At 69.5% G+C, this 19818-nt stretch carries 20 protein-coding genes; 4 read left to right on the top strand and 16 right to left on the bottom strand.

Annotation, left to right across the window (positions count from 1 at the left end; translation table 11 throughout):
• The 8 genes from AOZ49_RS01660 to AOZ49_RS01625 all read right to left on the bottom strand — a co-directional run.
• The coding region (locus AOZ49_RS01660) for an ABC transporter ATP-binding protein (RefSeq protein WP_054474058.1) at positions 1–871 on the bottom strand (871 nt) is incomplete at its 3' end.
• Complete coding sequence (locus AOZ49_RS01655; protein WP_054474056.1) at positions 861–1868, bottom strand: ABC transporter ATP-binding protein; 1008 nt, start codon at positions 1866–1868, stop codon at positions 861–863. The genes AOZ49_RS01655 and AOZ49_RS01660, both read right to left, overlap by 11 nt.
• Positions 1865–3352 carry an amidohydrolase family protein gene (locus AOZ49_RS01650; protein ID WP_054474051.1) on the bottom strand — a complete coding sequence of 496 codons (1488 nt, stop codon included), beginning with the start codon at positions 3350–3352 and terminating at the stop codon, positions 1865–1867. Before AOZ49_RS01650 ends, AOZ49_RS01655 begins: the two co-directional genes overlap by 4 nt.
• On the bottom strand, positions 3352–4545 hold the full coding sequence (locus tag AOZ49_RS01645; RefSeq protein ID WP_054434350.1) for an amidohydrolase family protein: 1194 nt from the start codon (positions 4543–4545) through the stop codon (positions 3352–3354). Before AOZ49_RS01645 ends, AOZ49_RS01650 begins: the two co-directional genes overlap by 1 nt.
• 28 nt (positions 4546–4573) lie before the next feature.
• Positions 4574–5515, bottom strand: coding sequence for an ABC transporter permease (locus AOZ49_RS01640; RefSeq protein WP_054474044.1), 942 nt, complete (start codon positions 5513–5515; stop codon positions 4574–4576).
• Entirely contained in the window at positions 5505–6497 is a 993-nt protein-coding gene (locus tag AOZ49_RS01635; protein WP_054474040.1) for an ABC transporter permease, read from the bottom strand. Before AOZ49_RS01635 ends, AOZ49_RS01640 begins: the two co-directional genes overlap by 11 nt.
• 60 nt (positions 6498–6557) lie before the next feature.
• Entirely contained in the window at positions 6558–8135 is a 1578-nt protein-coding gene (locus AOZ49_RS01630; protein ID WP_054474084.1) for an ABC transporter substrate-binding protein, read from the bottom strand.
• Positions 8136–8221: 86 nt separating this feature from the next.
• Entirely contained in the window at positions 8222–8965 is a 744-nt protein-coding gene (locus AOZ49_RS01625; protein WP_054474036.1) for an aspartate/glutamate racemase family protein, read from the bottom strand.
• 270 nt (positions 8966–9235) lie between these two features.
• Between AOZ49_RS01625 and AOZ49_RS01620 the strand changes: the two genes are divergently transcribed.
• Positions 9236–9934 carry a GntR family transcriptional regulator gene (locus tag AOZ49_RS01620; RefSeq protein WP_255353672.1) on the top strand — a complete coding sequence of 233 codons (699 nt, stop codon included), beginning with the start codon at positions 9236–9238 and terminating at the stop codon, positions 9932–9934.
• A gap of 142 nt (positions 9935–10076) precedes the next feature.
• Here AOZ49_RS01620 and AOZ49_RS01615 read toward each other — a convergent pair whose 3' ends face one another.
• Positions 10077–10367 (bottom strand): DUF3579 domain-containing protein, encoded by a 291-nt coding sequence (locus AOZ49_RS01615; protein ID WP_035360135.1) that lies wholly within the window; start codon positions 10365–10367, stop codon positions 10077–10079.
• Between the two features lie 147 nt (positions 10368–10514).
• On the opposite strand from AOZ49_RS01615, the gene AOZ49_RS01610 reads away from it, so the two are divergent.
• Both AOZ49_RS01610 and argF read left to right on the top strand, forming a co-directional pair.
• Entirely contained in the window at positions 10515–11696 is a 1182-nt protein-coding gene (locus AOZ49_RS01610; RefSeq protein WP_054474034.1) for an aspartate aminotransferase family protein, read from the top strand.
• A gap of 56 nt (positions 11697–11752) precedes the next feature.
• Positions 11753–12694 carry an ornithine carbamoyltransferase gene (argF, locus tag AOZ49_RS01605; protein WP_026382721.1) on the top strand — a complete coding sequence of 314 codons (942 nt, stop codon included), beginning with the start codon at positions 11753–11755 and terminating at the stop codon, positions 12692–12694.
• Between the two features lie 66 nt (positions 12695–12760).
• Here the strand turns inward: argF and AOZ49_RS01600 are convergent, their stop codons facing one another.
• From AOZ49_RS01600 to AOZ49_RS01580, 5 genes are read right to left on the bottom strand one after another with little or no spacing between them, the layout of a single operon-like run.
• A complete protein-coding gene (locus AOZ49_RS01600; RefSeq protein WP_082380268.1) occupies positions 12761–13648 on the bottom strand; it encodes an alpha/beta fold hydrolase in 888 nt (295 codons plus the stop codon).
• A 23-nt stretch (positions 13649–13671) separates the two neighbouring features.
• Positions 13672–14235, bottom strand: a complete 564-nt coding sequence (locus AOZ49_RS01595) for a DUF4286 family protein (RefSeq protein ID WP_054474032.1) — start codon at positions 14233–14235, stop codon at positions 13672–13674.
• Between the two features lie 12 nt (positions 14236–14247).
• Complete coding sequence (locus AOZ49_RS01590; RefSeq protein WP_054434338.1) at positions 14248–14778, bottom strand: carboxymuconolactone decarboxylase family protein; 531 nt, start codon at positions 14776–14778, stop codon at positions 14248–14250.
• A gap of 2 nt (positions 14779–14780) precedes the next feature.
• Positions 14781–15737: a Bug family tripartite tricarboxylate transporter substrate binding protein gene (locus AOZ49_RS01585; protein ID WP_054434336.1), complete on the bottom strand. Its 957-nt coding sequence runs from the start codon at positions 15735–15737 to the stop codon at positions 14781–14783.
• A gap of 59 nt (positions 15738–15796) precedes the next feature.
• Positions 15797–16663, bottom strand: a complete 867-nt coding sequence (locus AOZ49_RS01580; RefSeq protein WP_197286685.1) for an amidohydrolase family protein — start codon at positions 16661–16663, stop codon at positions 15797–15799.
• 123 nt (positions 16664–16786) lie between these two features.
• On the opposite strand from AOZ49_RS01580, the gene AOZ49_RS01575 reads away from it, so the two are divergent.
• Positions 16787–17704, top strand: a complete 918-nt coding sequence (locus AOZ49_RS01575; RefSeq protein ID WP_054474031.1) for a LysR substrate-binding domain-containing protein — start codon at positions 16787–16789, stop codon at positions 17702–17704.
• A gap of 18 nt (positions 17705–17722) precedes the next feature.
• Here the strand turns inward: AOZ49_RS01575 and AOZ49_RS01570 are convergent, their stop codons facing one another.
• Positions 17723–19105 carry a heavy metal sensor histidine kinase gene (locus tag AOZ49_RS01570; RefSeq protein ID WP_054474030.1) on the bottom strand — a complete coding sequence of 461 codons (1383 nt, stop codon included), beginning with the start codon at positions 19103–19105 and terminating at the stop codon, positions 17723–17725.
• Positions 19102–19788 (bottom strand): heavy metal response regulator transcription factor, encoded by a 687-nt coding sequence (locus AOZ49_RS01565; RefSeq protein WP_054419799.1) that lies wholly within the window; start codon positions 19786–19788, stop codon positions 19102–19104. Before AOZ49_RS01565 ends, AOZ49_RS01570 begins: the two co-directional genes overlap by 4 nt.
• Positions 19789–19818 lie beyond the last annotated feature (30 nt).

The following is a 19818-nucleotide window of genomic DNA, read 5'->3' as shown; positions in this document are numbered from 1 at the left end:
TCGGATGAAACGTGCATCCGCCCGGCGGTTGAATCGGGTTCGGCACCTCGCCGCCCATCGGCTCGCGGTCTCGCCTGGGAGCGTCCAGGTCTGGAATCGTGTCCAGCAGCATCCGCGTATACGGATGTTCCGGCGCATCGAACAGCTCGTCCGCCGGCGCCTGCTCCACGATCCGGCCCAGGTACATCACTGCCACCCGGTCCGACACGTGGCGCACCACCGACAGATTGTGGCTGATGAACACATACGTCAGCCCGAACTCCTTCTGCAGATCGCCCATCAGGTTCAGGATCTGCGCCTGCACCGACACGTCCAGCGCCGAGGTCGGCTCGTCGCACACCAGGAACTCGGCCTCCGTCGCCAGCGCCCGCGCGATCGAAATGCGTTGGCGCTGGCCGCCCGAGAACTCGTGCGGATAGCGCGACGCGTCGTTCGGCGACAGGCCCACCAACGTCAGCAGATCCTCAACCCGGCGCCGCGTCTCGGCCGGCGTGGCGCGCAGGCCCAGCGTGATGATGGGCTCGGCCACGATCGCGCCCACCCGCCAGCGCGGATTCAGGCTGGCGTACGGGTCCTGGAAGATCATCTGCGGATGCAGCGCGCCGCCCGTGCGGCTGCGGCCATAGCGCAGCGTGCCGCGGGTCGGCGCCACCAGGCCCACCAGCAGCTTGGCCAGCGTCGACTTGCCGCAGCCGGACTCGCCGACGATGCTCAGCGTGGTGCCGCGCGGCACCGCCAGCGACACGCCGTCGACCGCCTTGAGCGTCTGCGCCGGCTGGCGCGACAGGGTGCGTTCGAGCCAGGGCGGCGAAACGTCGAACCAGCAGGCCAGGTCATCGGCCCGCAACAGGATGTCATCGTCATGCGGCATGGGCAACGCCTCCTTGGTGCAGCCAGCAGGCGCTGAGGGTCGCGCCCGACGGGGTGGACGCCAGCGCCGGGCGGTCCATGCCGCAGCGCGGACCGGCCATGGCGCAGCGGGGATGGAAGGCGCAGCCGTCCGGCATCGCGTGCAGGCGCGGCATGGCGCCGTCGATCTGGTTCAGGCGCGCGGCGCGCTGGCGCAGGCCGGGAATCGCGTTCATCAGGCCCTGCGTATACGGATGGCCGGGGCGCCGCAGCACCTCCAGCACCGGGCCGATCTCGACGATGCGGCCGGCGTACATCACCGCCACGCGGTCGGCGGTCTCGGCGATCACGCCCATGTCGTGCGTCACCAGCAGCACCGAGGTGCCCTGCTCGCGGCACAGCCGGCGCAGCAGCGCGGTGATCTGCGCCTGCACCGACACGTCCAGCGCGGTGGTCGGCTCGTCGGCGATGATCAGCCGCGGCCGCGCCGCCAGCGCCAGCGCGATCACCACCCGCTGGCGCATGCCGCCAGAAAACTGGTGCGGATAGTGGTCGATGCGGCGGTCCGCCGCCGGAATGCCGACCGCCAGCAGCAGTTCGAGCGCGCGCTGGCGGGCCGCGGCGGACGACACCTTGTCGTGGTGGCGGATGGTCTCGACCAGTTGGTCGCCCACGGTGAACAGCGGGTGCAGGCTGGTCAGCGGATCCTGGAAGATCGCGCCGATCTCCTTGCCGCGCAGTTGCTGGCGCGCGCGGGCCGACAGGTTGTCGATGCGGCGGCCAGCCAGGTGGATCTCGCCGCCGCCCAGGCGGCCCGGCGGTTCCAGCAGGCCGATCACGGCCATGCCGGTCAGCGACTTGCCGGCGCCGGACTCGCCCACCATGCCCAGGATCTCGCCCGGCTGGATGTCGAAACTGATGTCGCGCGTGGCCACCAGGATGCCGTGGCGGGTGGGAAATTCCACCGACAGGCCGCGCACCGACAGGGTGGGCGCGGCGGGATTCGGAACGGTCGTCATGACGGGCTCCCCGGGAATCGCGGATAACTGGAGGAAAAGATCTCGTCGACCGGCGGATGGCCCCAGGTGCGGTCGGGATAGCGCGCCACCAGCCGGTCGAACTGCGCTTGCGCCTGGTCCTGCGCCAGCCGGGCGTCGAAGCCGGCAATGCGGCCGTCGACCATGACGAAGCGGCCGTCGATCACCACCTGCGACACATCGCGGCCGCTGCCGCCGACCATCAGCGTCTGGATCGGATCGATCAGCTGGCCGTTGCGGTCGTGGGAAAAATCGAACACCACGATGTCGGCCTTGGCGCCCGGCGCCAGCCGTCCCAGGTCGGCGCGGCCCAGCGCGTCGGCCCCGCCCAGCGTGGCGGCGTCGTAGTAGTCCTCCGAGCGCACCGCCTCGGTGGACTGGTCCATCACCCGGCACAGCATCAGGCCGACCTGCATGTTCAGCACCATGTCCGGCGGCCAGGTATCGGTGCCCATGCCGATCTTCACGCCCAGCTTGCGGTAGCGGGCGAACGATTCCAGCGTGGCGCCGTGGCGCGCCGACACCAGCGGACAGTGCACCACGGTGGCGCCGCCGTCGCGGATGATCTCCAGGTCCTGCCCCGGCCGCTCGATCTGGCGCGAGCCGGACACATAGGTGCCGTGCGGCAGCAGCGCGCGCTCGGACAGGAAGCCCAGGCTGCGCAGCCATTCGGGCGGACTCATGCCGTGCTGTTCCCGCACCAGGTCGTATTCCAGGCGCGACTGGCAGCAATGCAGGCGGATCGGGATGGCGCGTTCGCGCGCCGCGGCGGCCGAGGCGCGCAGCAGCTCGGGCGTGCAGGTCTCGATGCGGTCCGGCGACAGCATGGCGCGCACCCGGCCGTCGTACAGGCCCTCGAGCTCGTCGGCGAACGCCACCGCCTGCTCCAGCCCGGCCATGCCGCGCGCCGCGTCGTAGTGGCAGCGGATGCGCCCCGCCCCGTCCACATAGGTGTGGCCGCTGCGATAGGCCGGCCCCAGGTAGACGCGCAGCCCCAGTTCGCCGGCGGTGCGCGCCGCCGACAGGAATTCATCGCGGGTCTCGCCCCACACGCGATAGAACAGCGAGGCGATCGGCAGCGCGGTGGTGATGCCGTTGCGGATCAGCTGGGCGAAGGCGTAGCGCTTCTGGAACGCCAGTTCGTCCGGCGTATACATCTCGTACGGGCCGCGCTGCATGTACGTGTCGGGCCAGATGCGGCCCTTGCGCCAGGCCGGCGAGTTGTCGAAACCCAGGATGGTCGTGTCCAGGTCCGACAGCGCGTCCAGGTCGACGAAGCCCGGGCCGATCAGGGCGCGGCCGTAGTCGTGGCGCCGCGCCACCGCGCCGGGATAGCGAGGGCCGACGTAGACGATGCGGTCGCCCTGGAACACCACCTCGCCGTTCTCGTAGAGGCAGTGCCGGCCGTTTTCGTGGCCGACCACCCAGCGCGCGGTCAGCAGCGTGGCGTCGTCGCGGGCGGCCATCACGGCGCCTCTGCCAGCGCGCGGCCATCGCGCGCCACCACCTGGCCGCGCTTGACGACCAGCTTGCGCACCGGCCGCGAGACGATGGCTTCGGCCACCGTTTCCGCGTCGACCAGCACGAAGTCGGCGTGGCAGCCCGGCGCCAGGCCGTAGTCCGCCAGGTCCATGACGCGCGCATTGCCATAGGTGGCCACATGCAGCGCCAGCGCCAGTTCGTCGTCGCGGCGGAAGTTGTTGCGCAGGCCCACCAGCATGGTGCGTTCCAGCATGTCGGGCTTGCCATAGGGGCCCCAGGTGTCGCGCATGCCGTCATTGCCGGTACAGACGATGACCCCGGCCGCGTGCAGCCGCGCCACGTTGGGCACCGGGCGCGAGGCCGAGCCCGTGGTCATGATGTGCACGCCCGCCTCCAGCAGCCCGTCCACCAGTCCCTGCACCGCCTGCGCATCGGGCATGCCCAGGCAGAACGAATGCGACAGCGTCACCTTGCCCTGCATGCCCAGCGCCAGCACCCGGTCGATGGTCATCTGCATCGAGAACGCGCCCAGCTCGCCCGCCTCGTGCAGGTGGATGTCGATCGGCTTGCCGTGCTTGTCGGCCAGCGCGAAGATCGCGTCCAGGTGGCCCTTGGGGTCGCGGTCCATGCCGGCCGGATCCAGCCCGCCGACCACGTCGGCGCCCAGGCGCAGGGCCTGCTCCATCAGCTCCAGCGTGCCCGGGCGGATCAGCAGCCCGCTCTGCGGAAACGCCACGATCTGCACGTCGATCTGGTCGCGGTATTGGTCGCGGGCGCGCATCACGCCCTCGATCGCGGCGACCCCGATGTCGGTATCGACGTCGACGTGGCTGCGGATATGGCTGGTGCCGTCGGCCACCGACATCACGATCTGGCGCGCCGACTGGCGGTACGGGTCGATGCCCAGGCGGCGCTTCTCGACGCGTTCGTTCTCGATCTTGTCGATCAGGCGCGGGCCCACCTCGTTGCGGTACCAGGGCATGCCATACATGGTCTTGTCCAGGTGGGCATGGGCGTCGATCAGACCGGGCAGCAGCAGCGCGCCGCCGCCATCGACGCGCGGCACGCTGTCCGGCACCGCGCCATCGACGGCCTCGAAGCGGCCGTTGCGCACCAGCACCGAGGTAGATGCGCCGCCCGCCGGGCGGACATGGGTATACAGGGTTGCGTTGTCCATGGTTCTCTTGTGTCCGTTCTTGCCGCGCTCAGCGCAGGCGGGGGTTGAGGGCGTCGCGCAGCCAGTCGCCCAGCAGGTTCACCACCAGCACGACCAGGCTCAGGTACACGGCGGGAAACACCACCACCCACCATTGCCCGGAAAACAGGAACTGGTTGCCCAGCCGGATCAGGGTGCCCAGCGACGGTTCGGTCGGCGGCATGCCCACGCCCAGGAAGCTCAGGGTGGCCTCGATCAGGATCGCCAGGCCCAGGTTCAGGGTGGCGGTCACCATCACGGGCGTCAGCGTGTTCGGCAGGATATGCGTCAGCATGATGCGCAGCGGGCTGACCCGGATCAGCCGGGCCGACTGCACGTATTCCTTGCCGCGCTCGACCAGCGCCGAGGCGCGCACGGTGCGGGCGTACTGCACCCAGTTGGTCATCGAGATCGCCAAGATCAGGATCACCGACGACAGCGTCTCGCGCAGGCCCGGCGGCAGCAGCTGCCGGAACACCGCCGTCACCAGGATCGCCACCAGGATGGTGGGAATGCTCAGCAGCGTGTCGCCCAGGCGCATCAGCGCGTTGTCGATCCAGCCGCCGAAATAGCCGGCCGCCAGCCCCGCCATCAGTCCGATCGCCAGCGACAGCACCACCGTGGCCAGCCCGATCACCAGCGACATGCGCGAACCGTACAGGATCGCCGACCAGACATCACGCCCCTGGGTGTCGGTGCCCAGCAGGAACTGGGCCTCGCCGCCCGCGATCCAGCGCGGCGGCAGCTCGGCGTTGAGCAGGTCCAGCTGCGCCAGGTCGTAGGGGTTCTGCGGCGCGATCCACGGCGCGAACAGCGCCAGCAGCACCACGGCGATCAACACCACGCCCGCCCCCATCGCCACCGGATCCTGCCGCAGGCTCCACCACAGGTCGCCCTGGAAGAAGCGCGCCAGCCGGCCACGGCCCGCGTTCGACATCGGTTTAGTGAGCATTGGCGCCTCCCTTGACGTGCTGGCTGCGCAGGCGCGGATCGACCACGCCGTACATCATGTCCACCAGCGTGTTCAGCGCCACGAAGATGAAGGACACGATCACCAGATAGGCGGCCATGACGGGAATGTCCACGAACATGACCGATTGGATGAACAGCAGGCCCATGCCGGGCCACTGGAACACGGTTTCCGTGATGAGCGCGAAGGCGATCAGGTTGCCGATCTGCATGCCGGTCACGGTGATGACCGGCATCAGGCAATTGCGCAGCGCCAGCCGGAAATGCACCACCCGGTCCGGCAGGCCGCGGGCCCGCGCGAACTTGATGAACTCGGTGCGCAGCATCTCCAGCATCTCGGCCCGCACCAGCCGCATGATCAGCGTGATCTGGAACAGCGCCAGCGTGATCGACGGCAGCACCAGCGCGGCCCGGCCCGACGGCGTCAGCAGGCCGGTGGTCCAGCCGCCGATGCGCACCGTGTCGCCGCGGCCGAAGCCCGGCAGCCAGCCCAGCTGCACCGAAAACACCAGGATCAGCATGATGCCGACCACGAAGCTGGGCAGCGAAATCCCCAGGATCGAGACGAACTGCAGCGCCTGCGCCAGGCGCGACTTGCGGTAGATGGCGGTCAGCACGCCCAGCGGCACCCCGATCACCAAGGACAGCAGCGTCGCCATCATCACCAGCTCGAACGTCGCCGGGAAGCGCTCGGCCACCAGCGCGAACACATCCTGCTGGTTGCGGTACGAAATGCCGAACTCGCCGCGCGCCGCGTTGGCGACGAAGTGCACGAACTGCATGCCGACCGAGGCATTCAGGCCCAGCCGCTCGCGCAGCTCGTCGCGCTGCGTCTGCGAGGCCTGCTCGTTGAGCATCATGTCGACCGGATCGCCGACGAAACGGAAAATCACGAAAGCCAGCAATGCCACCGCCAGCATCACGCCGACCGCATTGCAGACCCGCCTAACTATGAACGCCAGCATGTGCGCCTCCTGTCAGCCTCAAGCATCCCGCGTCCGGCCGCGTGGGCGGCCGGCGGGGCCTCACTTCATGCGCACCGTCCACAGCCGCGCCTTGTTGTCCGGCATCTGCAGCACGTCGCCGACGTTGGCGCCCACCGCCCAGGCCATGGGCTGCTGGTGCAGCGGCAGGAAGCGCACGTCGTCGTGCAGGGTCTGCAGGATGTCGGTCATCATCTGCACGCGCTTGGGCCGGTCCATCTCGGCGGCGGCGGCGTCGATGCGCGCATCCAGCGCCGGATCGCCCCACCGCCCCCAGTTGAAGACCCCGGCCGGGCCGGTGCGGCTGTGCATCACCTGCAGCAGGATCGACAGCGCGTCGATCTGCGGCTCATTGGCCCAGCCGTGGATGGTGATGTCGAACTCGCCGCGCGAACGCTTGGGGTTCTGCAGCGAACGCGGGCCGCTGGCCAGCGAGGCCTTCACGCCGATGCGCGCCCACATCGAGGCGGCGGCCTGGCACAGTTCCTCTTCGTTGACGAACATGTCGTTCGAGCACAGCAGCGACAACGTGAACCCGTCCGGATAGCCGGCTTCGGCCAGCAGCTTCTTGGCGCGGGCGGCGTCGAACGGCAGGCGTTCCTCCTGCCTGGCGTCATAGCCCGGGATCGACGGCGCCACCAGCGCGCCGGTGGTGCGCGACAGGCCGCGCATCACGCGCTTTTGCAGCAGCTCGGGCGACAGCGCCATGTACAGCGCCTGGCGCACGCGCAGATCCTTGAGCGGGTTCTTGTCGGTGATGTTGGAGCCGACCAGCTTGTCGCCCAGGTTGAAGCCGAAATACAGCGTGCGCAGCTCGGTCGCGGCCAGCACCTTGACGTTGGGCGCGGCGCGCAGGCGGTCCAGGTCCTGCAGCGGCGCGTTCTCGGTGAAGTTGATGTCGCCCGACAGCAGCGCCGCCACTCGCGTCGGCGCCGAGGCGATCGGCGTGAACTCGATGCGGTCCAGATTGTGGCGCGGCTTGTCCCACCAGTCCGGGTTCACCACCAGCACGGTGCGCGTGTCGGGCCGGTACGACTCGACCTTGAACGGGCCGGTGCCGTTGGCGTTGTGGGTGGCGTAGCCTTCGATCTTCTTGGCCGCGTCGGTCGGCTTCAGGCTGTTGTTGTCTACCAGCCACTGGCGGTTGAAGATGAAGATGTTGGTCAGGTCGTTGAGCATCAGCGGATACGGATGCGTCATCTCGATGTCGACCGTGTAGTCATCGACCTTGCGCACCGCCTTGAAGGCCGGCAGGTTGCCCTTGAGCGGCGAGGCGTCGTCGGACACACGGGTCATGGACGCCACCACGTCGTCGGCCGAGAATGGCGCGCCGTTGTGGAACTTGACGCCGCGGCGCAGGTGGAAGCGCAGCACCGTCGGCGACGGCGACTCCCACGACTCGGCCAGCGCCGGCGTGATGTTGAACTTGTCGTCGTAGCGGATCAGCGCTTCGTACACGTGGTTCAGGAACGCCAGGTTGAAGGTGCTGCCGTAGGAATACGGATCGAGCGAATCGAGGTCGCGGGCGGCGCCCCACTTCAGGGTGTTGGCGGCGGATGCCCCGGTGATGGCCGATAGCGCGATCACGGCCCCGGCGGTCCACTTCAGCAACGTCTTCATGATGAGCATTCTCCCTAGCGGTTGGGTATGGGATACATCGGGAATACGGCGGCGCCCGCCGGCGTGGCGGCGGGCGGCAATGTCGGTCAGCGGCCCGCCGCCTGGCGCTGGGCGCGCTCGAGCGTGGCCAGCGCCTGCACTTGCGACAGCGCGGCGCGGTAGGAATCGATCACGGGTACGGCGGGCAGGCGCGGCAGGCTGGGCAGGAAACCCGCCAGCGCGGCGCCGGCCACGATCACGACGTCGGCGCCCAGGGCCACCGCGTCGTCCAGCGCCTGACCGACGGCGGCAATGGTCGCGGGCGAGCGCGTGACGTAGTCGAGCGCGTTGCCCGGCAGCGCCAGCAGGCCGGCGCAGCGTGACTCCAGCCCGAGCTGGCGGATCTGCTCGCGCAGCATGCCCGGCCACAGCCGGCCCACCGTCACGATGGCGTAGCGGTCGCCGCGCTGCAGGGCGGTCAGGATGGCGGCCTCGGCCATGCCGGCCACCGGCATGCGCAGGCGCTCGCGCACCGCGCCGATGCCGGGCTCGCCGAAACAGGCCAGCAGACAGGCGTCGAACGGCTCGCCGGCGGCCTCGGCCAGGGCGGCCTCGCGCTCGGCGGTTTCGCAGACGGCGTGGGCCGACACCGCGGCCTGCGCCCGGCTGGCGATATAGGCGGGCCCGAACGGCACCGTCACGGCATGCACCCGGGCCGCGTCGCCGAAAAAGGCGCGCGCCTGCCCGGCCAGGCTGGCGGTAAGGTCGGCGGTGGTGTTGCCATTGATCACCAGCAAGCGGCTGGGCGTGACGGCCAGGCGGTCGGGAAGGACGGCGGGTGCTGCGGACATGAATCAAACCCCTGATGGTTTGTATACAAAGCCGTTCATGCAAAACCCACAGCTTCCTGAATTTTGTATAAATGTTTGTATACGATTTATGCCGACAATGTACGCCGTTGGTCCGACGCTTCAAGCTATCGCTAACCCTTAGCGGCCGATGGTGTATGCTGTTTCACACCTAGAAAAGTGCGCACCGGCGCGGTTTGCCGGCAGATTCCCGCCACCGGAACGCGCAGGCATCGGAGATCAGACCCAGATGACGCCCCCCCCATTCCCGCGGTGCCAGAGCCCGCACGGAAAGACGTGAACCGCACGGAAATCGTATACAAAAACTTGCGGCAAGCGATCATCGAGCAGGCCTTGCTGCCGGGCGACAAATTGCCCGAAGACGTCATCGGCGAGCGCTTCGGCGTCAGCCGCACGATCGTGCGCGGCGTGCTGACGCGCCTGTTCAGCGAAGGCCTGGTCGACCTGCGCCCCAATCGCGGCGCGGCGGTGGCGCGCCCCAGCCTGGAAGAAGCGCACGACATCTTCGAGGCGCGCCGCTGCCTCGAACGCGACGTCGCGCGCCGGCTGGTGCAGCACGTCACCGAGGCCGGGCTGGCGCGGCTGGAACAGCATGTGGCGCAGGAAGAGGCCGCGCGCTCGCGCAACAGCGTCAACGAATCGATCCGCCTGTCGGGCGAATTCCACATCCTGATGGCGGAACTGTCGGGCAACGCGGTCTACGCCCGCTACGTCAATGAGATCGTGTCGCGCTGCTCATTGATCCTGGCGCTTTACGGCCGGCCGCATTCGAGCGAATGCGCGGTCAGCGAGCACCGCGAGATCGTCGCCGGCCTGCGCGCGCGCGACGAAAAGCACGTGCTGCATCTGCTGGGGCATCACCTGGAGTCGGTCACGGCGCGCGCGCTGCTCAGTCCGGACGGCGCGGGCGTGCGCGACATCCGCAAGATCCTCGACCGCTACGGCACGTAGCGGGCGATCCCCGCGGCGGCGCGCGGGCTGGCGCGGCGCGCGGGTAGGAGACGGCCCGCCCCCGGCGAATGGGGCGTGGCCTGGAGTGGCAAGCCTGAAATGGAAAAGCGCCCGGTTCGGGCGCTTTGTGGTTTCGGCTGGCCTAGATTTCGCGTTCTTCCGTCTTGAGGTGGTTGTCGCGGGCGAAATCCACCACGAACTTGTACGCCAGCGGTTCGAGATCGCGCAAGCGCAGGTCGACCACGATGCCGCGCACGCCGTCGATCACGACGGGGAGCACGTAGGGCGAATAGGTGAGGTGGTTACCCGCACAGCCGGCGGGCCGGAACTGTGCCATTACGCCGGCGAGCCGCTCCGCCCAGTCGCTGGGGCGAAATCGGCTACCGCTTTCGGTAACGCCATGAATTACGAATTGTCTGACGCGAGTTGCCATGGATTCTTCACTACGGGACGCCCTTCACTGAGCCGGATCTTCGGCGTGATCAAACATGCGCCCCGCGCCGCGAATTGTATATGATTGATCCTTTGCCCTGTCCCGAAAGGCGCTTCGCCCAGGGAAAAATGCCCAGGAGGACCCGTGATGACCTCGCCTCTGGCCAATATCTACGCCCGGTTGCCGGTCGCGTTCACGCACGGCCAGGGCGCCTGGCTGTGGGACGCGCAGGGCCGCAAGTACCTGGACGCGCTGGCGGGCATCGGCGTCTCCTGTCTGGGCCACGCCCATCCCCGGCTGGTCGCGGCCATCAGCGAGCAGGCCGCGCGCGTCATCCACACCTCCAACATCTACGAAGTCCCGCAGCAGACTGAGCTGGCCGCGCGCCTGGCGCGGCTGTCCGGCATGCGCGACGTGGTCTTCAACAACAGCGGCTCCGAGGCCAACGAGGCCGCCATCAAGCTGGCGCGCTACTACGCCTACCAGCGCGGCAACACCCACGCCCACATCATCACCATGGATTCGTCCTGGCACGGGCGCACCCTGGCGACGCTGGCGGCCACCGGCAGCGACAAGGCGCGCAAGGGCTTCGAGCCCCTGCCCTCGGGCTTCATCCAGGTGCCGTACAACGACGCCGCCGCGATCCGTGCGGCCGGCGACGCCGAGCCGCGCGTCGCCGCCGTGCTGCTGGAAGCGCTGCAGGGCGAAGGCGGCATCCGTCCCTCTGACGCCGCTTTCCTGCGCGACGTGCGGCAGCTATGCACCGAGCGCGGCTGGCTGCTGATGATCGACGAAGTCCAGTCGGGCATCGGCCGCACCGGCAAATGGTTCGCCCACCAGTGGGCCGACATCGTGCCGGACGTCATGACCCTGGCCAAGGGCCTGGCCGGCGGCGTGCCGATCGGCGCGATGCTGGCCGCCGGCCCCGCGGCGGGCGTCTTCACCCCCGGCAGCCATGGCACCACCTTCGGCGGCGGCCCGCTGGTCTGCGCGGCCGGCCTGGCGGTGCTGGACGCGCTGGAATCGGAACACCTGCTGGACAACGCCCATGCCGTCGGCGGCCACCTGAAGGCGCGGCTGGCGCAGGAACTGGCCGGCCTGCCCGGCGTGGCCGAGGTGCGCGGGCGCGGCCTGATGCTGGGCATCGAGCTGACCCGTCCCTGTGGCGTGCTGGCGCTGCGCGCCCTGGAAGCGGGCCTCCTGATCAACGTCACCCGCGACCGCGTCGTCCGCCTGCTGCCGCCGCTGGTCCTGTCGCGCGCCGAAGCCGACCAGGTCGTCGACATCCTGGCGCCGCTGATTCGACAGTTCCTGGCCGAACATCCATAATCAACCTCCCGCCCGGGCCACGAGCCCGTCCGGGCCCAATGACCTGCGACATCACCATGACTCCTCCCACGACTCAAAACGGCCCCTTGCGGCACTTTCTGCAGTTCAAGGACTTCTCGTCCGCCGAGATCGCCTACGTGCTGGACCGCGCGCGGCTGATCAAGGAAAAATTCAAGCGTTACGAACCCCACATGCCGCTGCACGACCGCACGCTGGCGATGGTGTTCGAAAAGGCCAGCACCCGTACCCGCGTCTCGTTCGAGGCCGGCATGTACCAGATGGGCGGCTCGGTCATCAACCTGACCTCCAATGATTCCCAGCTGGGCCGCTCCGAGCCCATCGAGGACACCGCGCGCGTCATCTCGCGCATGGTCGACATCGTCATGATCCGCACGTTCGAGCAGACCCGCATCGAGCGCTTCGCCTCGCACTCGCGCGTGCCCGTGATCAACGGCCTGACCAACGAATTCCACCCCTGCCAGATCCTGGCGGACATCTTCACCTACATCGAGCACCGCGGCCCCATCGCCGGCAAGACGGTCGCCTGGGTCGGTGACGCCAACAACATGGCCTACACCTGGCTGCAGGCCGCCGAGATGCTGGGCTTCACGCTGCATGTGTCGACCCCGGCCGGCTACGAGCTCGAAGCCGCCCGCATCGGTTCGCCGTCCGACAAGGTGCTGCGCCAGTTCAAGGACCCGATGCAGGCCTGCCAGGGCGCGCACCTGGTCACCACCGACGTCTGGACCAGCATGGGCTACGAGGCCGAGAACGAAGAGCGCCGCGCCGCCTTCGCCGACTGGTGCGTGGACGCCGAGATGATGGCCGCCGCCGATCCCCAGGCCGTGTTCATGCACTGCCTGCCCGCCCACCGCGGCGAGGAAGTCACCGGCGAAGTCATCGACGGCCCGCAGAGCGTGGTCTGGGATGAGGCCGAGAACCGCCTGCACGTGCAGAAGGCGCTGATGGAATTCCTGCTGCTGGGCCAGCTCAAGTAAGCGGCGCGCCCATGAAAAAAGCAGCCCCGCGGGGCTGCTTTTTTTTGCCCATGCCAGACGTGGCCGTCAGGGCTTGAGCGACTTTTCCCAGCGCACGATGGCGTCGGCCACCGCCTGCGGCTCCTCCGGCACCAGCGCATGGCCGGCGCCCGGGATCACCACCACGGAGACACGCTCGCCGAATTCGTCGCGGATCTCGTTGCGGGTCGATTCCGGCTTGAACAGGTCGGCGCCCGCCTGCAGGTCGAGCAGCGGCTTGCTGCCGCCCGACCACCAGTCCGACTGGCGCGTGGCCTTGCCGGCCAGGCGCTGGCTCTCGCTGACCTCGGGGTACCAGCCGTTGAGCCAGACGCTGGCGTCATGACCCGGCGCGAAGAAGGCGTACTGGATCGACTTGAGGCGCTCGGCGTCGGGCAGCGACAGGTCGGCGCTGCGATCGACGTGCTCGCTCAGGCCGGCGGGGTACTTCTTGGCCGCGGCCGCCACGATCACCACGCCGCGCACCAGGTCGGGGTGGTCCACGCCCGTAGTGCGCGCCACCCAGTTGCCGAACGCGTGCCCGATCATCACCACCGGTTGTTTGGCGACATCGCGGATCACCGCCGCCATGTCGTTGCCCAGGTCGTGCAGCGTGATGTCCTTCATCGGCCCGCTGCTGCCGCCGATGCCGCGCGGCTCGGGCCGCAGCACGCGGTAGCCGGCCTGCGCCAGGCGCGCCGCCAGGTCATCGAAATCCTCCTGGCCGCGGCCGCGCGACGGCAGCAGCACCAGGGCCGGGCCCTGGCCCTGCACCAGCACCTCGATGCGGGCGCCGTTGCCCGGCAGCACCGTGACCCGCTCGACCTTGTCGGCAGCCGCTGCCGCGGCAGGCGTCGGCGCGGCCTGCGCGGCCAGCGACACCCCGGCCGCGCTCAGCGCGCCCCACAGCACCACCTTCGCCCATCGCTTGCTCATCGTTGTCTCCTCGTTCTTCTATGTCAAAGAATCTTCTGGAACATGGTGCGGCGCGTGTTGCGGAACGACGGCCGCACCCGGCTGCTCCAGTCGGTGGCGCGCACCGCCAGCCACGGCGGGCTGCCGAAGGTCTCGCGCGTCTCCAGGTCATAGCAGGCCAGATAGCGCGGCCCCTGGTCGCGGCACTCGTAGCGCTGCGCGCGCACGGTGCCAGGCACCGAGGCCAGCCCCGGCAGGTGTTCCTGGTCGTACCAGGCATTCAGGTCCGCCTCGGCCTCGGGCAGCACGTCGGTCTCGACGATGTAGTGCCAGGGCGCGTGGGCGCCGGCCGAGGCGCCGGCCAGGTCCAGGGTCAGGTGCAGCACGCGCGCCTGCGCCCCCGGGAACAGCTCGGCCAGCCGGGCCTGCACCTCCGGCTGCGCGGCGGCGTCGCCGTCGACGTACACATAGGTGTCATCCTCTTCGACCGCGGCGAAAGCGCGCAGCCGCACGCCGTCCAGGCCCTCGGTCAGGCGTTGCGCCATGTCGGCCGCGCGCGCCGCGTCGAAACGCTCGCCCAGCGACACCAGCAATACCGTCTTGTCCATGCAAAGCTCCTTTCAGTGCCCGACGCGCAACGCCACCAGGAAGCGCGACACCATGTTGTAGGCCGCCACCGTCGCGGTCAACTCGACCAACTCCTGGTCGTTGTAGCGCGCCCGCAACGGCGCGAACAGCGCGTCCGGCACCTCGATGTCGCGGGTCATGGCGTCGGTCAGGGCCAGCACGTCGGCCTCGCCCGCCTCCAGCCCCTGCACCGCGTCCGCGCGCGGCCCGCCGCGCAACTGGTCCACCACCGCCTGCGGCATGCCCGCCGCCAGGGCGTGCGGCACGTGCGCGTCGAACTCGTAGGGCGCGTTGTTCAGCGTCGCCACGCGCAGGATGATCAGCTCGCGCACCCGCGGCGACAGCGACGTGTTCAGGCGGATCGCGGTCAGCATCGCTTCCCAGCCCTGCACCACGGCGGGGCTGTTCAGCAGCACCTGGTACAGCGGCGAGATGCGGCCGCGCGCGGCCGCGATGCGCGCTTCCATTTCGGCCAGGGCCGGGCGGGTGCCCGGCGCGACCGGCGAGACTCGGCAGTCGCTCATGCTCACTCCGGACGGATGTTCTTGCGCTGGATCAGCGAACCCCACTTCTCGCGGTCGGCGGCGATCAGCGCCGCCAGTTCCTGCGGCGAGCTGGGCGCGGCCTGGGCGCCGAACTTCTCGAGCTTGGCGCGCACCGCCTCGTTGCCCAGCGCGGCGCGCAGGGCCTGGTTCAGTTTCTCGACCGTGGCCGGCGGCGTGGCGGCGGGCGCGACGATGCCGTACCAGTTGTTCGATTCGACGCCGGCAATGCCCTGCTCGGCCAGCGTCTTGACGTCCGGCAGCAGCGGATGACGGGTCGGCGCGGCGATGCCCAGCGCCTTGAGCTTGCCGCTCTGGATGTGGCCGATCAGGCCCGGCACGTCGCCGAAGAAGCCGTTCACCTGGTTGCCCAGCACGTCGTTGATCACCGGCGCGGCGCCCTTGTACGGCACGTGCAGCACCTTGGCCTTGCTGGCGTCGGCGAACATTTCCAGCGTCAGGTGCGGGATGCTGCCGATGCCCGACGAGCCGATCGCAGCGGACTGCGACGCCGCCTGCGAGCGCTTGACGAAGTCGGCCGCGTCGGTGGCCGGGTTGGCCGGATTCACCACGAACACGGTGGCGTTGTTGACCACGCGCGACACCGGCGCGAAATCGCGCACCGGGTCATACGGCAGGTCCTTGTACAGGGCCGGGCTGATGGACACCGCGCCGACGCTGGTCAGGAACAGCACCGAGCCGTCGGCCGGGGCCTTGGCCACGTAGGCCGCGGCGATGTTGCCGTTGGCGCCGGCCTTGTTCTCGACAATGACCGATTGCTTGAGCTCCTTGCCCAGCTGTTCGGCCAGCACCCGGCCGACCAGGTCCACCGGGCCGCCCGGCGGGAAGGCGATGATCAGGCGCACCGGACCATCGGCGTGCGCCGTGGGGCCCAGGCTGGCCAGGCCCAGCAGGCCGGCGAATACGATTTTCTTGAACATTGGATTGTCTCCTCGGGATGTCGTGTTTTCTTGTTGCCCGAAATCGGGCGATGGCGCGGCTACAGGAAGCCGTAGAGACGCGCCGGGTTGTCCACCAGGACCTGCCGGCGCGTTTCCGCGTCCGGGCAGGCCAGGAAAAAAGCGTCGGCCAGTTCGCCGTCGTCGGGCATGTCGCCCGCCACGTTCGGATGCGGCCAGTCGGTGCCCCACAGCGTGCGCTCGGGCAGCGCGTCCACCAGGGCGCGCACGAACGGGATGCCTTCGGCAAAGGGGCGCTTGCCCGAGGCGATGCGGTCGATGCCGGAGACCTTGACCCAGGCCTGCGGCACCCGCTCCAGCGCCAGCAAGGCGCGGAACGCCGGCGCGTCCAGTCCATCGGCCGCCTTGATGCGGCCCATGTGGTCGACCACGAACGGCACCGGCAGCGCGCGCAGGCGCGGCAGCAGCTCGGGCAGCATGGCGCCGTCCAGGTGCACGCAGACATGCCAGCCCAGCGGCGCGATCAGGCCGATGACATGGTCGAACACCGCCGGATCGGGCGCGCCGCCCAGGTGCGGCACGAAGTTGAAGCGCGCCCCGCGCACGCCGCCGTCATGCAGCTGCCGCACGCTGGCGGCGGTGGCGTCCGCCCCCAGCAGCGCCACGCCGCGGTAGCGGCCCTGGCTCTGCGCCAGCGCGTCGAGCAGCGCGGCATGGTCGTTGCCGTGGCAGTTGGCCTGCACCACCACCGCGCGCTGCACGCCCAGGTGCGCATGCAGCGCCGCCATCCTGGCGTAGGGCGCGTCGGGCGGCGTGTAGGAACGGCCCTCGGCATAGGGGAACACATCGGCCGGACCGAACACGTGGCAGTGCGTGTCGCGGGCCCCGGCCGGCAGCGCGTGGCGGGGACGGGAGGGCGTGGCAAGCGGAGGACGGCAATCGGGCACGGCGGGATCCAACGGGGAAAACGCCATGCTCGCGGATTGCGCCTCGCTTAACAATGCTATATCTTTGATTTCAGATATAGAAAATTTAGATATCCGTATGGATATTGCGCCGCCCGCCTTCCCATGGACCTCAAGCAGATCGAATACTTCGTGCGCGTCGCCGAGCGGCGCAGCTTCTCGCGCGCCGCCGAAATGCTCGACGTGGCCCAGCCCACGTTGAGCCGCCAGGTGCGCCTGCTGGAACTGGAGCTGGGCCAGCACCTGCTCTATCGCAACGGCCGCGGCGCCGAGCCGACCGAGGCCGGCCTGCGCTTCCTGGAGCACGCGCGCGCCCTGCTGGCGCTGGCCGACCGCGCCAAGCAGGACCTGCAGACCCTGCGCGAAACGCCGACCGGCAAGGTGGTGGTCGGCCTGCCGCCGCGCATCGCCCGGGTGCTGACCCCGCCGCTGGTGCAGGCCTTCCGGCGCCGCTTTCCCGATGCGTCGATCGCGGTGGCCGAAGGCCTGAGCGCGCAGATGCGCGAATGGCTGCTGGCCGGCCGGGTCGACCTGGCGCTGCTGTACGACCCCGCGCCGTCGCCGCAACTGGGCTACGAATCGCTGTTCCGCGAAGACCTGGTGCTGGTGGCCGCCGCCGACCACCAGCCGCCCCTGCCCGCCCGCGTGGCCGTGGCCGGCCTGGGCGCCTACCCGCTGGTGCTGCCCAGCCTGCCCAACGCCATCCGCACCCTGGTCGAGAGCATCTGCCGCGCCCAGGGCGTGCGGCTGCAGGTCGCGGCCGAGGTGGACGCGGTGCAGACCATCGTGGAACTGGCGGCCCAGGGCGACGCCTACGCCATCCTGCCGCGCTCGGCCGCGCGCGGGCCGGCGGCCGAACACGCGCTGTCGCTCAGCGACATCGTGTCGCCGCGGATCACCAACAACCTGGTGCTGGCCAGCGCCCGCCATCGCCCCGCCACCCGGCTGGCCATGGCCACCAGCGACCTGATCCGCCAGTTGAACCTGGCCGCGCTGTTCGCGCCGGCCGCCGCCGCGCGCTGAACGCCGCATGCCGGCGGGCTACGCGGCCGTGGTGCCGACGCTGAACGCCACCCGCGTCACGCCGCCGCCGCTGGCGGCCGACACCGCGCCGCCATGCATGGCCGCCACCGCCTTGACGATGGCCAGGCCCAGGCCATGGCTATGTTCGACGCCGTCGCCGCCACGCGCGGCATCGACCCGGTAGAAGCGCTGGAACAGATGCGGCAGGTGCTCCGGCGCGATCGGCGGGCCGGGATTGCTCACCGCCACTTCCAGCAGCCCGTCGCGCCGTTCGATGTCCACCGTGATCTCGGCGCCGGCCGATGAATACTGGATGGCGTTCTGCAGCAGGTTGGTCACCGCCCGCCGGAACAGCGCCGTGTCGATCAGCGCCACCGCGTCGCGTTCGCCCTGGGTGCGCACGCGCATGCCGGCCTCGTCCAGCAGGAACTCGAAAAATTCCACCGTCTTGCCGACCTCGTCGGCCAGCACCGCGTGGATGCGGCCGGTGGCGGCCTCGCCCTGGTCGGCCCGGGCCAGGAACAGCATGTCGTTGACCATGGCGCGCAGCCGATCCAGCTCCTCGAGGTTCGATTGCAGCACCTCGCGCAGCTCGCCCGAGCCGCGCGGCCGCGACAGCGCCACCTGGGTCTGGCCGATCAGGTTGGTGAGCGGCGTGCGCAGCTCGTGGGCGACGTCGGCGTTGAAGTCCTCGAGCTGGTTGTAGGCGCCCTCCAGCCGCGCCAGCGCGCCATTGAAGGAGGTGGCCAGGTCTTCCAGCTCGACCGGCAGCGCCGCCATGCTCAGGCGCTGCGACAAGGCGCTGGGACGCAGCGCCCGGGCCTCGGCCGACAGCCGGTTGAGCGGCCGCAGGCCCAGCCGCGCCACCCAGAAACCCAAGAGGCCCACCAGCAGGATGGCGGTCAGCGACAGCCCGGCCATGGCCCACAGGAAGTAGCGCAGCGTATGGGCATAGGGCGCCGAGTCCATGCCGACGATCAGGCGCACCCGCGGCCGCTGCTGGAAGGCCTCGACGGTCACGGTGATGGTCAGCAGTTCATTTTCGCGGTCCGGCAGCGTGATCGTGCCGAAGCCGTCGGCATGGCGTTCGAGCCGGTCGACGTCGGCCAGGCCCTTGCCGTATTCATAGGCAGGATCATCCGACAGCACCCAGAACCGCAGGCTGCCGTCGGCCGGCGTCAGGGTATCGAGCTTGGCCTTGAAGCGGCCCCAGCGTTCGGGATCGCCGCTGCGCGTGAGCGAATAGCTGACCTCGTGCGCCGTGGTGCGCAAGGCGTCCTGCTGGATGCGGTCGAGCTGGCGGTCCAGCACCCCGTACAGCGCCACCCCGGTCAGCGCGAAGGTGGCCGCCGCCGCCACCGCGAACATCAGCACCAGCCGGGATTTGAGCGAGGATTTCATTCCGCCGGCTCGTCGTCGCGCAGTTCCAGCACGTAGCCCATGCCGCGGATGGTGTGCAGCAGCTTGCGGTCGAACGGCGCGTCGACCTTGCCGCGCAGCCGCTTGATCGCCACCTCGACCACGTTGACATTGCTGTCGAAGTTCATGTCCCAGACCAGTTCGGCGATCGCCGTCTTGGACAGGATCTCGCCCTGGCGCCGCGCCAGGACCGCCAGCAGCGCGAATTCCTTGGCGGTCAGGTCCAGCCGGACGCCGGCGCGCCAGGCCTTGCGGCTGATCAGGTCGATCTGCAGGTCGCCGATGCGCAACTGCACCGGCTCCTGGGCGCGGCCGCGCCGGGTCAGCGCCTGCAGCCGGGCCAGCAGTTCCAGAAACGAGAACGGCTTGACCAGGTAGTCGTCGGCGCCGTCGTGCAGGCCGCGGATGCGGTCCTCGACGCCGTCGCGCGCGGTCAGCATGATGACCGGCGTCTGGCGCACGCTGCGCAGCGACCGCAGCACCGCGAAGCCATCCATGCCCGGCAGCATCGCGTCCAGCACGATCACGTCGTAATCGTGCTCCAGCGCCAGGTGTTGGCCGTCGATGCCGTTATGCGCGACATCCACCGCGCAGCCCTGCTCACCCAGGCCCTTGCGCAGGTAATCCGCCGTCTTCAGTTCATCTTCGACTATCAGGATTTTCATGGCAGCCCCGCCAGGGCACGTCGACGATCA

This window comes from Achromobacter sp. 2789STDY5608615 (assembly GCF_001298995.1).
Taxonomy (GTDB): domain Bacteria; phylum Pseudomonadota; class Gammaproteobacteria; order Burkholderiales; family Burkholderiaceae_B; genus Achromobacter; species Achromobacter insuavis.
The sequence above is the reverse complement of the archived record's forward strand: the minus strand, read 5'-3'. Positions and strand labels throughout refer to the sequence as shown.

Bases quoted from the DNA above. Each gene is read 5' to 3' on its own strand.
- AOZ49_RS01655 (WP_054474056.1), bottom strand. From the start codon at position 1,868: ATGACGACCGTTCCGAATCCCGCCGCGCCCACCCTGTCGGTGCGCGGC.
- AOZ49_RS01650 (WP_054474051.1), bottom strand. From the start codon at position 3,352: ATGGCCGCCCGCGACGACGCCACGCTGCTGACCGCGCGCTGGGTGGTC.
- AOZ49_RS01645 (WP_054434350.1), bottom strand. From the start codon at position 4,545: ATGGACAACGCAACCCTGTATACCCATGTCCGCCCGGCGGGCGGCGCA.
- AOZ49_RS01640 (WP_054474044.1), bottom strand. From the start codon at position 5,515: ATGCTCACTAAACCGATGTCGAACGCGGGCCGTGGCCGGCTGGCGCGC.
- AOZ49_RS01635 (WP_054474040.1), bottom strand. From the start codon at position 6,497: ATGCTGGCGTTCATAGTTAGGCGGGTCTGCAATGCGGTCGGCGTGATG.
- AOZ49_RS01630 (WP_054474084.1), bottom strand. From the start codon at position 8,135: ATGAAGACGTTGCTGAAGTGGACCGCCGGGGCCGTGATCGCGCTATCG.
- AOZ49_RS01625 (WP_054474036.1), bottom strand. From the start codon at position 8,965: ATGTCCGCAGCACCCGCCGTCCTTCCCGACCGCCTGGCCGTCACGCCC.
- AOZ49_RS01615 (WP_035360135.1), bottom strand. From the start codon at position 10,367: ATGGCAACTCGCGTCAGACAATTCGTAATTCATGGCGTTACCGAAAGC.
- AOZ49_RS01610 (WP_054474034.1), top strand. From the start codon at position 10,515: ATGACCTCGCCTCTGGCCAATATCTACGCCCGGTTGCCGGTCGCGTTC.
- argF (WP_026382721.1), top strand. From the start codon at position 11,753: ATGACTCCTCCCACGACTCAAAACGGCCCCTTGCGGCACTTTCTGCAG.
- AOZ49_RS01600 (WP_082380268.1), bottom strand. From the start codon at position 13,648: ATGAGCAAGCGATGGGCGAAGGTGGTGCTGTGGGGCGCGCTGAGCGCG.
- AOZ49_RS01595 (WP_054474032.1), bottom strand. From the start codon at position 14,235: ATGGACAAGACGGTATTGCTGGTGTCGCTGGGCGAGCGTTTCGACGCG.
- AOZ49_RS01590 (WP_054434338.1), bottom strand. From the start codon at position 14,778: ATGAGCGACTGCCGAGTCTCGCCGGTCGCGCCGGGCACCCGCCCGGCC.
- AOZ49_RS01585 (WP_054434336.1), bottom strand. From the start codon at position 15,737: ATGTTCAAGAAAATCGTATTCGCCGGCCTGCTGGGCCTGGCCAGCCTG.
- AOZ49_RS01575 (WP_054474031.1), top strand. From the start codon at position 16,787: ATGGACCTCAAGCAGATCGAATACTTCGTGCGCGTCGCCGAGCGGCGC.
- AOZ49_RS01570 (WP_054474030.1), bottom strand. From the start codon at position 19,105: ATGAAATCCTCGCTCAAATCCCGGCTGGTGCTGATGTTCGCGGTGGCG.
- AOZ49_RS01565 (WP_054419799.1), bottom strand. From the start codon at position 19,788: ATGAAAATCCTGATAGTCGAAGATGAACTGAAGACGGCGGATTACCTG.